Annotated in this window: 26 protein-coding genes; 3 read left to right on the top strand and 23 right to left on the bottom strand. The window is 44.9% G+C overall.

Translation table 11 applies throughout. The features are described 5' to 3' along the window. The 3 genes from GPK90_RS10270 to GPK90_RS10275 all read left to right on the top strand — a co-directional run. Positions 1 to 194: hypothetical protein (locus tag GPK90_RS10270; protein WP_215702880.1), on the top strand; the 194-nt coding region annotated here is incomplete at its 5' end. A gap of 884 nt (positions 195 to 1,078) precedes the next feature. Then, positions 1,079 to 1,204 (top strand): hypothetical protein, encoded by a 126-nt coding sequence (locus GPK90_RS19405; protein ID WP_275950582.1) that lies wholly within the window; start codon positions 1,079 to 1,081, stop codon positions 1,202 to 1,204. Between the two features lie 343 nt (positions 1,205 to 1,547). Continuing rightward, complete coding sequence (locus GPK90_RS10275; protein ID WP_215702881.1) at positions 1,548 to 2,633, top strand: HTH domain-containing protein; 1,086 nt, start codon at positions 1,548 to 1,550, stop codon at positions 2,631 to 2,633. Positions 2,634 to 3,150: 517 nt separating this feature from the next. Here GPK90_RS10275 and GPK90_RS10280 read toward each other — a convergent pair. The 23 genes from GPK90_RS10280 to GPK90_RS10390 all read right to left on the bottom strand — a co-directional run bounded on the left by GPK90_RS10280 (position 3,151) and on the right by GPK90_RS10390 (position 14,619). Then, complete coding sequence (locus GPK90_RS10280) at positions 3,151 to 3,408, bottom strand: hypothetical protein (protein ID WP_215702882.1); 258 nt, start codon at positions 3,406 to 3,408, stop codon at positions 3,151 to 3,153. Positions 3,409 to 3,443: 35 nt separating this feature from the next. Continuing rightward, positions 3,444 to 3,875, bottom strand: a complete 432-nt coding sequence (locus GPK90_RS10285) for a helix-turn-helix domain-containing protein (protein WP_215702883.1) — start codon at positions 3,873 to 3,875, stop codon at positions 3,444 to 3,446. Between the two features lie 372 nt (positions 3,876 to 4,247). After that, entirely contained in the window at positions 4,248 to 4,535 is a 288-nt protein-coding gene (locus GPK90_RS10290; protein ID WP_215702884.1) for a hypothetical protein, read from the bottom strand. A 125-nt stretch (positions 4,536 to 4,660) separates the two neighbouring features. Next, positions 4,661 to 5,407, bottom strand: coding sequence for a hypothetical protein (locus tag GPK90_RS10295; RefSeq protein WP_215702885.1), 747 nt, complete (start codon positions 5,405 to 5,407; stop codon positions 4,661 to 4,663). 315 nt (positions 5,408 to 5,722) lie between these two features. Further along, a complete protein-coding gene (locus GPK90_RS10300; protein ID WP_012742880.1) occupies positions 5,723 to 5,962 on the bottom strand; it encodes a hypothetical protein in 240 nt (79 codons plus the stop codon). Between the two features lie 7 nt (positions 5,963 to 5,969). Then, complete coding sequence (locus tag GPK90_RS10305; RefSeq protein ID WP_215702886.1) at positions 5,970 to 6,209, bottom strand: hypothetical protein; 240 nt, start codon at positions 6,207 to 6,209, stop codon at positions 5,970 to 5,972. An 11-nt stretch (positions 6,210 to 6,220) separates the two neighbouring features. Further along, positions 6,221 to 6,649: a single-stranded DNA-binding protein gene (locus GPK90_RS10310; protein ID WP_178838293.1), complete on the bottom strand. Its 429-nt coding sequence runs from the start codon at positions 6,647 to 6,649 to the stop codon at positions 6,221 to 6,223. Next, on the bottom strand, positions 6,646 to 6,993 hold the full coding sequence (locus GPK90_RS10315; RefSeq protein WP_178838291.1) for an ASCH domain-containing protein: 348 nt from the start codon (positions 6,991 to 6,993) through the stop codon (positions 6,646 to 6,648). Before GPK90_RS10315 ends, GPK90_RS10310 begins: the two co-directional genes overlap by 4 nt. After that, positions 6,987 to 7,376, bottom strand: coding sequence for a helix-turn-helix domain-containing protein (locus tag GPK90_RS10320; RefSeq protein ID WP_178838289.1), 390 nt, complete (start codon positions 7,374 to 7,376; stop codon positions 6,987 to 6,989). The genes GPK90_RS10315 and GPK90_RS10320 overlap by 7 nt, the downstream gene beginning before the upstream one ends. 3 nt (positions 7,377 to 7,379) lie before the next feature. Continuing rightward, entirely contained in the window at positions 7,380 to 7,718 is a 339-nt protein-coding gene (locus GPK90_RS10325; protein WP_215702887.1) for a hypothetical protein, read from the bottom strand. Beyond that, positions 7,708 to 8,205 carry a hypothetical protein gene (locus tag GPK90_RS10330; RefSeq protein WP_215702888.1) on the bottom strand — a complete coding sequence of 166 codons (498 nt, stop codon included), beginning with the start codon at positions 8,203 to 8,205 and terminating at the stop codon, positions 7,708 to 7,710. The genes GPK90_RS10325 and GPK90_RS10330 overlap by 11 nt, the downstream gene beginning before the upstream one ends. Further along, entirely contained in the window at positions 8,198 to 9,247 is a 1,050-nt protein-coding gene (locus GPK90_RS10335) for a phosphoadenosine phosphosulfate reductase family protein (protein ID WP_215702889.1), read from the bottom strand. The genes GPK90_RS10330 and GPK90_RS10335 overlap by 8 nt, the downstream gene beginning before the upstream one ends. 14 nt (positions 9,248 to 9,261) lie before the next feature. Further along, positions 9,262 to 9,660: a type II toxin-antitoxin system PemK/MazF family toxin gene (locus tag GPK90_RS10340; RefSeq protein ID WP_334297313.1), complete on the bottom strand. Its 399-nt coding sequence runs from the start codon at positions 9,658 to 9,660 to the stop codon at positions 9,262 to 9,264. Positions 9,661 to 9,741: 81 nt separating this feature from the next. Further along, entirely contained in the window at positions 9,742 to 11,094 is a 1,353-nt protein-coding gene (locus GPK90_RS10345) for a ParB/RepB/Spo0J family partition protein (RefSeq protein ID WP_215702890.1), read from the bottom strand. Positions 11,095 to 11,164: 70 nt separating this feature from the next. Then, entirely contained in the window at positions 11,165 to 11,419 is a 255-nt protein-coding gene (locus GPK90_RS10350) for a hypothetical protein (RefSeq protein WP_215702891.1), read from the bottom strand. 5 nt (positions 11,420 to 11,424) lie between these two features. Beyond that, a complete protein-coding gene (locus GPK90_RS10355) occupies positions 11,425 to 12,123 on the bottom strand; it encodes a hypothetical protein (protein WP_215702892.1) in 699 nt (232 codons plus the stop codon). Further along, on the bottom strand, positions 12,113 to 12,346 hold the full coding sequence (locus GPK90_RS10360) for a hypothetical protein (RefSeq protein WP_215702893.1): 234 nt from the start codon (positions 12,344 to 12,346) through the stop codon (positions 12,113 to 12,115). Before GPK90_RS10360 ends, GPK90_RS10355 begins: the two co-directional genes overlap by 11 nt. Further along, positions 12,346 to 12,537 carry a hypothetical protein gene (locus tag GPK90_RS10365; RefSeq protein WP_215702894.1) on the bottom strand — a complete coding sequence of 64 codons (192 nt, stop codon included), beginning with the start codon at positions 12,535 to 12,537 and terminating at the stop codon, positions 12,346 to 12,348. Before GPK90_RS10365 ends, GPK90_RS10360 begins: the two co-directional genes overlap by 1 nt. Beyond that, complete coding sequence (locus GPK90_RS10370) at positions 12,534 to 12,764, bottom strand: hypothetical protein (protein ID WP_486463667.1); 231 nt, start codon at positions 12,762 to 12,764, stop codon at positions 12,534 to 12,536. Before GPK90_RS10370 ends, GPK90_RS10365 begins: the two co-directional genes overlap by 4 nt. Continuing rightward, positions 12,761 to 13,684, bottom strand: a complete 924-nt coding sequence (locus GPK90_RS10375; protein WP_012742894.1) for a hypothetical protein — start codon at positions 13,682 to 13,684, stop codon at positions 12,761 to 12,763. Before GPK90_RS10375 ends, GPK90_RS10370 begins: the two co-directional genes overlap by 4 nt. Further along, entirely contained in the window at positions 13,684 to 14,013 is a 330-nt protein-coding gene (locus tag GPK90_RS10380; protein ID WP_215702895.1) for a DUF4313 domain-containing protein, read from the bottom strand. The genes GPK90_RS10375 and GPK90_RS10380 overlap by 1 nt, the downstream gene beginning before the upstream one ends. Before the next feature lie 4 nt (positions 14,014 to 14,017). Continuing rightward, positions 14,018 to 14,194: a hypothetical protein gene (locus GPK90_RS10385; RefSeq protein WP_215702896.1), complete on the bottom strand. Its 177-nt coding sequence runs from the start codon at positions 14,192 to 14,194 to the stop codon at positions 14,018 to 14,020. Positions 14,195 to 14,205: 11 nt separating this feature from the next. Beyond that, complete coding sequence (locus GPK90_RS10390; protein ID WP_215702897.1) at positions 14,206 to 14,619, bottom strand: hypothetical protein; 414 nt, start codon at positions 14,617 to 14,619, stop codon at positions 14,206 to 14,208. Between the last annotated feature and the right edge of the window lies 1 nt (position 14,620).

Raw genomic sequence — 14,620 nt, forward strand, 5'->3', positions numbered from 1 at the left:
CACCCTTAAGGGTGCCACTTTATCTTATCCGCAAGGGGTACCGGAGGACGTCTTTTTGCGTCACCCTTAAGGGTGCCACTCATGCTTATCCGCAAGAATATAAGGCCGGGTTTTCTTTTCTTTTTTCTGTGTCTTTTTTCTTCTTTTTCCGCAGATCCGGGGAATTTGTGGTGTTTTCCGCTGGAAAAGTCTGAAATACGTACTCTTTTCCATGACTTCGATACGCGGATATCGTTAAACAGCAGCGAAAAAGAGGAAACTACAGGAGGACGTATAACCGCACTACTCTCCCTGACACCAGAATCGGCTATCTTCCCAGAGCCGAAGGACGGGAATTTGCGTCGGTGGGGCTTCAAAGGTACGTCTGAACGTCTTTTCTCTATCACTTTGATGGATAGAATGTGTTCCTGTATTTTTTTCGGGATTTTTTCTGCATTTTCCTCCGGATCCTTATGGCATAAGGGGTTTCAACTGAACGTCGGGCGGTACGATCATTTAATTTTCGTGATTTTTATCGGGATTTTATGGGATTGCCAGGATTTTACGATAGAAATAGAAACAGGGTACGTAGGACGGTTTCTTATGCAGACACTGTTTTACAGGCTCACGTCCAAACGAAAGCATCTGACGCTACCTAAGAACGCGATAAAAGAGAATGGATTTATCTTCGCGTCTTTGACTTCTCTATTTTTTTTCATTTTTTTATGTTTCTGTCATTCAGATCGCTTCTTTCACAAACAGGAAATCTCAGTCGCCACTTACGAAAATCGGAGATAAAAAACCCCTTATTTTCCGATTTTACCCTTCTTTTTTCACTGTATTTAAAAATCCCACAAAGCACTTGCGACACTCTAATACGTAATATAAACTTCCATTTTTTGTATACTGGCTGTAAATCATTATTTTACTGAGGTTCTTGGCTACGTATAAAATATTTGCGACACTCTAATACGTAATATAAACTTCCGAAGCAACTTGACTGGGTTTTTAGTCCTGAATTTTTTGGTCTGAAATTCGTGGTACCAGAATCCATACTGTAGGCAAAACGATAAGAAATTGCGAAAGGAGAAAATGTGTGATGACAAAATATGATATGACAGCGATCCGGTATCTGGAACCCAGATTTTTACCGTTGGCGAGAAACAGAAAAGCTATATCTGTCCCAACTGTGGATCTGGTTCCGGTAAAAATGCTTCCGGCATGACTTCCAGAGATGGGGAATATTGGAAATGCTGGAGATGAGGACTGTCAGCAAACAAAGTAGAACTATTCCGGATTCAGAATTCTTTAAACTATGAGGAAGCCTGCGCCGGAATCTTGAAGTTTTATGGGATTGTGCCAACACCAATCGGGGAAACATCAAAAAATCGGCGGTACGGCTCTGAGCCAGGAAATGGCGTTTTTTTGCTTTTTTGACCAAAAAGTGTTATCCGCAAAAAATTTGGCATTTAAAAAGATGTGACATACTGTACTATAATGAAAAAAAGATCTATATCCCCATTTGAAATGGGGGTTTACACTACCCTTAAGCTGAAGGAGGAATTCGCATGAAAATGTTCGCCAATATATCGAATGCAGCAGTAGCAAAAATGCTCGGCCTTGAGCTTGTTGGCAGAGAGTGCGTGATTCGAAAAGCTGAAGATGCACATGAACGATATTTGGTCGCTCAGATAAATCTCTATTTGATTCTGCAGTTTCATGCGAATTCCAATTCTGGCCTGACAGATTTGTTATCTGTCAAAGATCTGGCAGAGCAGTTATCCTGCACAACGAAAACAGTATATCGCTCCCTTGATATCCTGGAACAGGGCAATTTTATTCAGGTAACCGGACGTCCGGAATCTGGATATGTTTCCGTGCAGATCTTAAACATTGGTGATATGTATAAGCGTCGCGGTGAAGGCGGCAAGGGCTATTTCGTTTGCAATCGGGACTTGCTGCAGGTTTTATTGGGGGCTAAAGCCATCGCTGTTTTACGTGCTTCACTGACCGCGATGATCGTTTTTGCAACCAAGCAGACTTTTAGCGCGTCCAAAATTGTTGATCGTGTGCGCATTGGTCTTCATGAGATCGCTATGAGCTTTCCCGTATCCAGCAGATTATGTGACATCAAGGCAGCCTGTGATGCGGACGGAAGCTTCGGGTCTTTATTCGAGCGTGTAAATCCGGATCTCAAAAAATCCATTTGTATTAAGTTACAGCAGAATTATGACGCAAAACAGATCAAACAGCAGGTTCGTATTAAGGCAAAACGGGCAATCTTTGATGAGATCGATGAAATCAATGACATCATTCGTGATATCAATACGGATATTTATCAAGATAACATGATCCATTCCTGGAATGCCAGTCATTTATGGCAGCATCATATCAATCTGTGGGATTGTCTCGACCCAATGCACCAGACCACGATGCTCCCTCTTTTAGATCTTACGAGCGATGTAAAAAATGATTGTCTGACCATCGCCCAGGATTTCGGTATTGATACTGTAATCGATGCGCTCCGTTTGTACTACCAAAATTATAAACTGTCTGATGCGGTTCATTTTGTTGTTGATAAGGCGAAATCCCTTGGCGGTCTGATCCGGACAATCGCCATGGAGCTGTGTCAGATGAAAACCGCAACTGCATAATCCCTTCGTATCACCCGCGCTTCTTACCGCGGGCTTTTCTCGTGTTTTCTTTTCATGCTTAATCCCTTCAAATAACATTTTTCTCAAACATCGTACCTACTCCTACCATTTTTCAGTGATGCGCTGGCTGTTTTTTGTCCATTTATCTCCCTATCGTGCATCGCACGCCTGTGGATAACTTGGAAAAAAATCTGCATTTTATTTCTTTTTTCCACGTTTTCATTTTATTATCTGCAATCCAATATTTATTTATGCGTTGCATGATTTTTTTATCCGTTTCCGAGAAGATTTCCTGCATAGCCGTTCCCCGGAGCCTTTGTGGCATCAAGGTTTCGGAAATTCATTCTGCCATGTCTTTGATTTCTTTTATTTCTTTCAAAAAATAAGCTTCGCTTTTTGCGTGAGCATAAAAAAAGAGCCTTGAAAAACAAGCCTCTGTAAATAATGGCATATTTCCGACTCTCCTGTCTCCCTCTGTTCACTCTGAAAGAACAGTCTTTTCCAACATTACACAATACTATTTCTGAATCGTGTATTCCTGACAGTTCTGTTCTTCTGCTTCTCTCCGGCATTCATCTTCCGTTTCCCCATAACCACGGATACGTTCAAACTCATCCAACCAATAATACATAGTTGTGACGTCTTTCCCGTATATATTTCTTTCAATTTTCTCTATAACTTCTGATTCGATTGCCCCGACTTTTTCTGCAATCTCCTGTTCATAGCCAGTTACCAATTCCTCACCATGACTAATTCTATCGATTATTTCATCCATATCAGCAACAAATTTTTCAGCTTCTTGATCAGACCTCAGGTAAAGACCAAACCCATTGGCATACGTACTGACGATCTGGTATCCGGCTTCATACAGACATCAATTGCCATGATCCGCTCAAATGGCATAACGAAAATCGCACAGAACTCTTCCAAGTCTTCCTGAAGAATATCATAGTAGCCGGCTTTACGAATAGACTTAATATAGCCGGATGCAATATAGTTTTCCTCCATGAAATCCGCTCTTACCTCCAATTCCCGGTTAAGAAGAAGTTTATCTGTCGTGATTCCAAAGATATTTGCCAGCTTTACGATTGTATATGCGTCCGGACTGCTGACACCTTTTTCCCAGAGTGATACCGTCTGCCTGGATACCGGTACAAGCATTGCCAACTGTTCCTGTGTCATTTCTTTGCTGCTCCGATAAACCCTGATATTCTGTGCAAATCTAAGTACAGATCTCTCCATCTTGTTCGCTCCTCCGTTCAATTCTGTTTGATAATTTAAGTATATCTGCTCCCTTCAGGAATAGCAAGCAAGCGATTTTAACGTAACAGCATCACAAAAACATCCTGCAAAAAGGAAAGACGGAACTGAAAAGTTCCGCCTGCAAATTTACTTATTATGTTCATATCCAATCCTCAACGTTATCAGAGTATATGCTCCATATGATTTTCCCTCTTTCCGCGCTTCGCTGCAATTAGAAATCCTAAAAATTACTCTCTCCATCGTAAATGATCCCGCACTTACAAATCTTCTCGTTCTCTGTTTTCGAAAAAGGATTAGCAGGAAAACCGCTATCAGAGCGATCCCCCATTTTATAACATCATTCATTGGTGCCTACATTTCCTCCGTTTCCGCCGGATTTGGCCAGTGTTTTAAAAACCATTTCTGAAGTGCTCCCGTCCCCTGGTAACACTTCAAAACCTCCTCATGGTCCTCATACCAACCGCGTCTGTGCTCCCGGTATTTTTCCATGGTCAGCAGCTTAAAATGGTATGTACCTCCACGGTTTCCCATCACGGAGTCGTCACAGCGGAACTCAAATTCCTCTTTCTGATTCTGAATAACTTCCCCGGTAAGACACCAGACTCCACTCCATGGCGGGCCAAAATTTCCAGGGACCATGAAACACAGCCTGCCATCTTTCCTAATATAAGGAGACACGGCGATATTCTACGTTCCCGGTAAATATGGAATGTCAAACCAATAAACTTTTCCTCTCTCCATGTCCCCTCCTTGACTATTCCCTCTTAAATCTCGTCATCATTTTCATCATATTCTTCCGGTTCTGCAAGACTTGCGGCAAAAAGTGTTGCACGCATTTCCCGTAACCAATCTTCATCCGCAAGGCAGACAGCCGGGCTGCAATGCTCATTATACATGCACACCTCACAGATTATCTGGTCGATTGCCTGCATCCTGAGTTCCTCATCTGTTGGTACATGGTAATCATCTACCCTTGCAATTATTTCAGGATTGCATAGGCCAAAAGAAATCTGCACCCCGTTTCTGGTCTTTAAGTATCTGTAAATGTCCGCACAGAACCTCACGCATTCGCCCACCTTATATCCGTTAAATGGTTCCAGTTCCATCCATACGTGGTCTTCCTTGTCGCTGAAACAATCGCCTCCCGGATACTCTCCCGAAATCATGATCCGTCTAAAAAGGATTTTTCCCTTTTTCGCATCGATTCGTTCAATTTGACCGTAGTACTCACAGAAATAGTGACCATAATAGCAGTATGCGAAAGCGCGTCTTTGATTGTTTCTGGAATTGAACAGGGCATCCAGATATTCTTCCCAGGTAAGGTGTTCTCCCCGTCTGATATCTTTCATGGCATCCCTGTCCAAATCCAGGGTGCCAAATTGCGTGCTAACAAGCCCGCTTTTCCACCGTGATACCTCACGGTCGAACCGTTCCCGGTCCGTCATTTTTCTCTTTGATTTTCCTTCAATTTCTTCCCACATTGCCTCTGCATGTTCTTCGTAGCTGCTCATAGCCTCTACCTCCAATGATTGATAAGTGCTGCAAAATTGCAGCCTGACATATCAATGAAACAGAGCTTATGGTTATTTTGAAGGCGTATTTTTCTTAACAAATACCCGGTACTCGTCCCGGATCAACGCATAAGAAATCAGGTTCTTTATAAAAGCGGTTACTTCCGGATCATCCAGGTTCCAGAGACGGTCATTGACCAGTTTCCTGTACGGAAACAGTAATGCACGTATTTATCGCATCCGCTGGCGTTTTTGTTACCTGTATGTTTCCTATTCATCAATTTTTATACCTATTCAGCACTTCTCACGGCTTATTTAGCATTCCTCTCCGGCATACACAAAACCTGTCTCTTCCCAAAACTTCATCGGGGAAATGTAGTAATCGTACTGGCTGCTCCCTTCCTTCTTGAAAGCAACTCCGAATTTCAGAAATCCAAGGATAATGCCCTGGCGTATAAACTGCTGATCCTTTTTCATTACTCTTGCCGCTACTGCCACCGGTACATTTTCACCAGTGAACTCCGGCACTTCTAAATATACTTTACTCTTATCCATTTGTCAACTAATTCCTTTCTCTCTGTGCTGCAGTCAGAGCGTTCACAATATCCTCTGCCTTCTTTGGCCCGATGCCCTTCACGCCCAGGATAACTTCTCTCACTTCATCCTCGGTCAAGCCTTCCGCATCTTTCATACCGTCCGCATGGCCTGCCTTGTATAAATTCTTGCAGAATGCATCCATCTGCTGATGATCCATTCTCTTAACATCCTTGTATGTTTTTCTGTTCAATGTGTACTGTTTCATCCTTCGCCCTCCTATACAAACGGTAACTCGCTGTCGTCTCCTGCAGACATAAATCCATCATTCCCCGACCGTGGCGCCGGTGCAGGCTGTGTGCTATAACCTCCTGCGCTGCTGTTCTCTGCGTTTTTGCTCTCAGCGAACTCCTGGTCCTCCGCAACAATGTCGGTCGTATATACTCGCTGACCGTCCTTATTGGTGTAGGTTCCGGTCTGTATTCTTCCGGTCAGTACAATCTTCGTTCCCTTATGCAAATATCTCTCAGCAAATTCAGCCGCCTTGCCAAACGCAACGCACGGAATGAAATCCGCTGAGTTCTCCTGGCTTCTTCCTCTTCTATCTACCGCCAGGGTGTAGCGAGCTACTGCCGTAGCCTGTTCTCCCTGGGAATATCTAACCTCCGGATCACGTGTAAGACGACCCATCAAAATTACTTTATTCATTGCCCTGCTCCTTTCTCGATTTCCTGTATTTTTAACACATAGTATAATTTTCCTGGCTCAGCTCCCCATTCCGGCTTGCCTTCTCCGAAATGCAATGTGCATTTGCAGATGATTTCCGGAGACTCTTTGGAATAGCCATTTCTAAATACTATCGGTACCGGCCATGACTTCCGGATTTCTTCCGGTGCTGCCTCTCCATATACCATCTGTCCTCCTACATTGAGAAATCCGAACGCATTCATAAACCGGCTGTCGTAATATGGCTTGATTTCTCTATACTCCTCTTTCTTTTCCCCGGAGACGATCATATCGAACCACTTCTTTTTTATTGGCAGTGTCAGCATCGCCCTCCACCCTCTTTCTCTTTCAGATATTTTTCGCATTTCCGGTATATTTCCGGATCGAACTCTTTCCGTTCATGCTCGTAGGAACTGTACTCTGCCGGACTGCATCCAGCAATTTGTGACATTTTCATCATTGTTATTTTGGCATCTTTTCTCAGTGCCGCAATATAGCCTGCATACATTCCCTTCTGACTGTTCAAGTTCTGAATCTTAATTCTTTCCTTGACTGCCTCTGACTCTGTAAATCTCTTCACTTGATAAACCTCGCACCGCTCATTTTTGCAATCAAACAGGCATCCATGTCTGCCCCTTGGTCCATCGAAGAACCCTGCCACGTATTTCGTAGGTTCTTTGCAGGGATTGCATTTTGCATTCACCACCATGCGTCAGTCCTCCCTTGGTTTATCTAGCAATTCCGTATGTTTCAATAAGCACTTCTTGCATCCGCTCTCTCTGAAACCATACTGGCATTTAACTTCAACCGGGATTGGGCAGAAATGGCACTCTTTGAGGATGTATTCTGCCAATTCGTTTTCTCTCTTCCTTCCGGCAATAATTTTGGCATTCGCCGAATCCAGTCTGTTATCTACGTGGCCGATAAAATCAGCCATCATTCTCATGGTTTCCTTGCAAAACTCTTCGTTGATTTTATATTCTTCCGGCGTGAAGTCATGCAAGAACAGGTCTATCCTTCTCTTTAATTCGTTTTTGTTTTTAATGTCCATCGCTCAACGCCTTCTTTCTATCTCGTGCTGCAGACCGGAACATCATCAACAGCATTTCTGATACTGGCCTGCTTCTATCTTTCCTCTTTGCCTTCTTGATTGCTTTGAGGTCGTACCACTCGCCCCGGTAGTTCATTCCATCCGGAACATACACGCCTACCTGGTATGGAATTTCTTTCTTGATCTGCTCGTACACTTCCTCCGGCATCACATAGTAATTGTAGTCTCCCAGGAAGTTGTGACCGTTCTTCGAGTGAAAATCCTCTACTGAGGACTTAACCTCATAGCAGTAGAAGTCTCCCTTCTCTATGCCGGACACTGTATTGTTTACCGGCTTGAATTTCATAAAATCCACCCGCACTGCATTCATGGTGGCGTAGTCGAAAGTCACTTCCCTGGCCCAGTAAATTCTCGGATCATTGTTCGGGCAGATGTGCCGCTGGATTGAGAGCGACAACATCGCCGTGATTTCCGGTCTGCTATTCATCTTCCTGCATCTCCTCTGTTGGTATTCCTGCGTAATTCAACGCCTGCTCATATGTCATGCCGTGATTTTTTATCTGCAGGCAGCCCTCGCACATTCTCCTGTGCTTATCGTTATCAGATGTTCTCAACCGCTGCAATCTATTCGGCACAGGCTCTAGGTGACACCCGAAGCCACACACGCAACATCCGGTTCTCTGTTCTCCTGTAAAGTACCAGTTGCCTTTCTTGTCCTGGTATGGCGTTCCATACACGCTGCAGATCGGAATGCGCTGCTCCACCGCATACTGGATAACCTCATTCTTCGGCCAAAATCCCATAGGTTGGCTCTTTATTGTGTGACCGTCGTACACATTGCATCCCGTGTGGTTGTACTGGTTCTCTCTTCTGAAACTCTCGTCCTGCGTTATACCGATAAATGGTTGTCTGCCTGTCTCCTTGACATACCTCTTGAACGGTTCTTTTTTTAGTGCCTCGCAGCAATACTCCGAAATATCTGCAGGCATCTGTTCCGTGTCCGTCAAATACTGCCACTTCTTCGCCAGCATTCCGAATTTTCCTCTCTTATCTCCGTTGAGCAAGTAGTTTCTGTATTTCTCGCTGAGCTTTCCATGTCTCAGTTTTCTAATCTTTCCTGCTGTATCTTTGCTTGTAATCGGAAATCCTTTGTTTTCACACACCCACTTAAAACTATGCTTCGGCCGGATCACTACCAACTCAATATCGAGTTCCGGAAACTGCTCTTTGAGCCATTCCGTATATGTCTTAACAAATTCTCTGATTTCCGGAAATTCCGTCCCGGTGTCTGCAAACACCAAGGGAATTTTACCGGTCAATTTATACTTTCTGTACGCCTGGCACACTATGTACGCCAAGACTGTACTATCCAGTCCGCCGCTGAATGATATGTAAACCTCTCCGTACCAATAATTCCACCACTGATATACTCTTACCATAGAGAATGACGGCTTCATCTCATACGGCTGGTACTTCATGCTTTTGAAACTGTCCTTTGGAAATTTCAAATCTTCTTCCAGTAGGTACATCTCGTGTCTCCTTTCTATCTGCTGAGCATTTTCTCGATCAGCTGGTCGTATAACAGCTTATAGTCCGGACCACTCTTTGCTTCCCTCAGCTCGGCTTTGGTTCTGTCGAGTTCCGCCTGCAGATTATTCAAATGTTCTAATGTGTCCGTATCTAACTGCCCTGGCCCACACTTCATTCCTAACGAAACCGCCAGGGCAATGTCCAAATCCTGCACTTCACTTTCTGTCAGCTCTCCAATCCACTCTCCAATTCTTTCCTCCGAAACCGTGGAAATCTGCTCGCACAAGAGTGTTGATGGTCTAAGCGCTGACTCAATATATACATGAGTCGGAAGGTCAGTCTTTGGTTTGGTCGTCATATATACCACTTCGACCGTGTTGCTGTTCGCATTGTTCTTATCGTTTGATACTATAACTGCTGGGCGCCCCCCCGCTGCTCACTTCCCTCTTCTCTGTAATTGCTTCTGACGTAGTAAATCTGTCCTCTCTTCATGCTACTTTGCACCTTCTTTCTTTACATATAAATCGCTGGTTCCTTCGACCACGCCCTTCTCTTCGTCGTTAGGAAACTGGAAGCCGTACTGTTCCAGTATTCCGTAGAACGCCTTCACCTTCTCACCTCTGACCGTGTTGTATGTGTAATTCCACTCAACCAAATCTGCGTCAGCGACCATTGCGGATACCAGGCAGAGAAGTTTCTGCAGTACGCTGAGTCCCTGCATTTTCTTACGTGCTGCTTCTTTTTCTTCTTCCGGCGCATTGTAAACCTCGCACCCAACAAAGAACTCAATCAGCTTGTTATGGCCTGTGAATGTCTCCCAATCCATCATCTGCTCGAAAAGATCCGCTTCAACCTGCTTTTCGTCTGTGACTTTTTTTATTCTTCCGGATAAAATACCTTCAATGAACGCCTTCCTCGTATTGGCCGCTTCTTTCAGAATTGCCTTTATCTGCTTCTTATTTCGCATATTCTGCTTTTTGGCTTCCTCTTCCGGAGTAAGCACTTTCTTAGCCTTCTTTGCTTTGCGAATCACATATAAAGTTCCGTATTGCTCCAGGTAAAACATCGGCTCGCCGTTGTCCTTGAACTTCATCGTCTTAGGTGGCTCCTTGTCCAGGCTGTAACTTTCCATGCGTTCCCACTTGTCTGTATAAAATTCACTGTCAGCTTCCGCCGGCGCTTTCTTTAACCCTAACTTCTTCATCATCGCCACATAGAGTTTCATATTCTCCTGGCGTTTCTGCTCCTTCTGAGCATTGATTGCACGTCTCGCAAGGTCTCGGGAGTCTGTGGACTCCTTCAAAATCTTATTTCTTGCCTTGATGTCCTTAATCTTTTCCAGCTCGTACATATCCGTAAGTGTCAGCTGGTAGCCATCCTGTCGTTCCTTCTCCATCAATGTCTTGGAGTCCAGCTTCGCAATGTTTAAGCGGTGTCTAATGGTTTTCTTGCTGAAACCGGTCTTTTCTGCAATCGTGTCCTCTGTCTCTCCCAGGTCAAGCATCATCTGAAATCCCTGTGCCTGCTCCCAAATTGTCAAATCGCCACGCTGCATATTTTCTTCCAGCATTGTCGATACCTGCTCTTTATGAGTCATTCCCTCCACAATTCTGCAAGGTGCTTCTGTAACTCCTGCCAGCTTTGCCGCCGCACTTCTTCTGTGGCCGATAATTGCAATATACTCTCCCGGCTCTCCTTCCTTTGGAATGACCGTCAAATTCTGCAGGATTCCGTTCTTCTTAATGGACTCTGCCAGCTCAGTCAAATCTCCCAGGTCTTTTCTCGGATTGTCCGGATGCGGATGTATATGCTCCAATCCAATATTCACAATGTCTTTAGCTTCCATGTCTTATCCTCCTAAATGCGTATTCTTCAATCCCTAATTTTCGTATTTGCGAGTTGCTTGGGTAAAAAAATTACCCTGCTTCTTTTTGAAGCAATTTCAGCAGCGGATGCCATGGTCTTGTACCACGGATGCGTCCAATGATTTTCTTCAAGTCACACTCAGACTTCTCAATCTTGACATACCCCTTGTACTTGCCTACGTTTCGCTCATTTACCGGTCTGTCGTGAAATCCGTCCGTAATCATAAATCTGTCCGGGCGTTCCTCATTCTCATTGAATGCCACGTAATGCTTGTTGCCGTGAGCGTAATACCCAACGATCACCATATTGTCTACCTCCCTTCGTATCTGTCGTGAATTGCTATCGGGTAGCTGATCCCTGTAATCTCCTTAAATCTGCTGTCTGATGTATAGAGAAAATTGCCGCCCATCATGTACCAACGTTTTCTGCAGTATGCAGGCTTGCAGTCAATGTACTCTTTACCCATAACTTCTCGCCTCTCTATGTACACGCACTGTCTAATGTCCTCCGGCTCAAAAGGTCCTTTCTGTGCCGCCAGGACGTATAACTCTCTTTGGCATGAAGATATTCCGTCATTGGTGCAATCACCTAGCGGGTTTCTATACACTTCTGCCGTCAAACAACTTTCAACCTCGTAGTTGGAACGCATCCAATCCAGGACTTCGTCCTTGTACTTACATCCGCTCCATATCTCGCCCATAAATACCAGCTCATTATCAAATTTCTGCACCACATATACATCGTCGCCTACCGGCTTTACCGCCTGCAGCTGAATGTATTCCTTAGTCTCCGGGTCGAACGCCACTTTCTTCTCGCAGTTCTCGGCCTTCATAAAACCTCTGACCTTGTGAGTGCCAATGAACTGATCCAGCTTCTTCTCTGCATACCCTTCCGGAATATCCTCTTCATTTACTGCCACGTCTCCGTGTTCCTGGACTCCGTATTTATTGGAAATCTCGCACCAGGTACCTTCCAGGTTCAGTACAAATCCTTCTTTCTCAATTCTCATTTTCCTGTGCCTCCTTTTCCGCTTTAATTGCTGCTATCTTCACATAGTCCGGAATGTGAAAACCATTGATGATGTTCACTGCCTGCAGCTCTGTCAGATTACACCTGGCCTGCAGTTCCTCCCGCAACTTTCTTCTTTCTCCAATGTCCTGCAGTCCGTTTGACGGCAGGAGTAACGCCCTGTCTCTGTATTCATTTGCTATGGCTCTTGTCAGAACTTCCACTAACTCACCCTTTCCACGTAATCAACGCATCCGGGACTGATTTTTTCATCCTTACAGAACTCCGACCAGCACTCCTTCAATTCCTTGAAGTTCTGAGCGTCAAACTGTGTCTCGTCTCCGCCGTTAAAACCAATGTTGTAGGTTCCTCCTCCGGATTTAACTACTCCTTTGCTTGCCTCTCGTAATGTCACACTACATCACCTGCCTTTCTTAATGCACACTTGGTACATACCGCACCGTCAAGGTGTGATGCCTTAACAACCCCTGCATCCTCCGGTCTCTGCCAGCAGAGCGTCCCGCATTCCGGGCAATGTACCTTTTTCCAACCAGGCTTTCCCTCCGGTCTGTTCATTACCAGTGGCATACACAACCAGCCGCCTCGGTCTGTAGTCTTTCTCGGTTCTAACTTCATGTTCACTCTGCCGCCTCCATTTCTTCCAGCTCTCTGATAACTCTCTCTACCGCATATTTTCCATTATTGTTGAGCTGTCTCTGCCATGCACCTACCGACGGTGCCCATCTGAACCCATTGCTTTTCAGAATATCTCTTACCTCCGGTTCCGGCTTTCCTTCAAAGAACAGCTGGATTCTCATAGCCTCCACATTCTCCTTGACCTTGAAAAACTTATTCTCGCTCTCCTGTGTTCCCTGGGACTTCGTTTTCTGCAGGCTCTTGATTCTTCCTTCCAATCTTCGGATATTGGCGTTATTGTTCGCCAGCATATAGTCCGGAAAACCGATTCTTCCGCAGAAGTCCGGTTCTCTCAGCTGGGCGATCTGTTCGTCTGTATATCCCATGTCATGCAGCGTTGCATCGCCTTTTTCTTTGTCCTTCATACGGATTGCTTTGTTGGCCTGCTTCATTCTCTCCTGGTCCTCTCTCAATCCGTCAACCTTATCCTGCAGCTTCTCGATTGCGTTCTCATCATCAGACTTGATAACGTCCTTGCCATAAAAAATTGCCTCAATCTTTCCAAGGATTGCCTCAACCTCTTTATAGTCCTCATGGTTCTTATCCCATGCCGCTACCTGCTTTTCCTTCTTTTTGACCGGGAAGTTTCCTGCTCCGGAAATCATTACCGACGGACACATCATGCCGATCTGAATATCCTTGTTGATGTTCTGAGCCAGTCGTCTCGAATATCTCTCGCAGAGCTTCGACACTCTTTCCTCTTCGGTTGGTCTTGCCTCGATTACCTTCTCTGCCAGCTCGTATGCCTTATCGACCTGTGCCTTGTAACCAGCAGTCTTGCTCCCGGTCTTATACTCGCTGAATGACATCATATCGTTTGCCGTCTTTGCTCCGGCCTCATTGATACTGAAATACACTCTTTCCATTACGCCACCTCCAAATACTCACCGATTTTCTCAATATCCAGCTTTACTACCGGATATGTGCAGTAACCGCTTTTTACCATTCTGCCGGTGGCCTGCCCGAAACCGTGCTGCTTGATAAACTCCATCGCCCAAGGGCAATTATTCGTGTCGATCACTGTCTCATCCTCTGCAAGTCCGCTTCCTGCGATACATACCGTGATTCTTGCAATAGGTCCATCCTCGTTGTTCCAAGTCTCGATTGCCCTGCTGTTGTCTGCCTGGTATCTTGCCACTTGCAGGAAGCAATCCTTATACACCGCCCATTCTGTCTTAACCTCTAATAATGCCATAGCCTTACGCCTCCTTCTTTGCTTCTCTGATCCGCTTTGTCTTAATTACACCGTCAACAACGCTCTGCAACTCTCTTGCTGTCAGTCCTGCGTAGTTATTCATATCAACCTCTTCCTGGCCGATCCCTGCTCTTTCGAGCTGTCTCTGAAAATAACCCATATCGCTGTCGTAGTCGTACACCTGCTCACCTCCTAACACCCGATCACTTTTCTTGCTATGCTTTTTATCTCATTTCTTACGTCAAGGCTTTTCATCATCTGCTCGAACTTCTCCTCCGTGTCGGCTTTCATATATAGCTCGTTGACTTTTTCTATCGTCTCCTCAAGTTCCATATCACCAACAGCAAGAAGTCCTTCTCTTATTTTTATTGTGTCCAACTGAGCCAGCAGCTCTCTTCTCTCTCCGTCCAGCTTTTCCATTTTCTCTGCTACCGGGAGCATCCCTCTAATTACGCCAAATCCAAACTGCGTATAAAGAGTTTTCATCTGATCCTTACCGGTCGTGTCATTGATTGCCGGATGCCAGGTGTAAACCGACTCGATAACCTTGTATTCTTCATCTACAACTGATTTACCGATCATTTCCTCAAATTCTGCCTTCATCATA

Origin of the sequence: Clostridium sp. MCC344, assembly GCF_018785365.1 — a bacterium.
In the GTDB taxonomy this organism is placed as follows: Bacteria; Bacillota; Clostridia; order Lachnospirales; family Lachnospiraceae; genus Pilosibacter.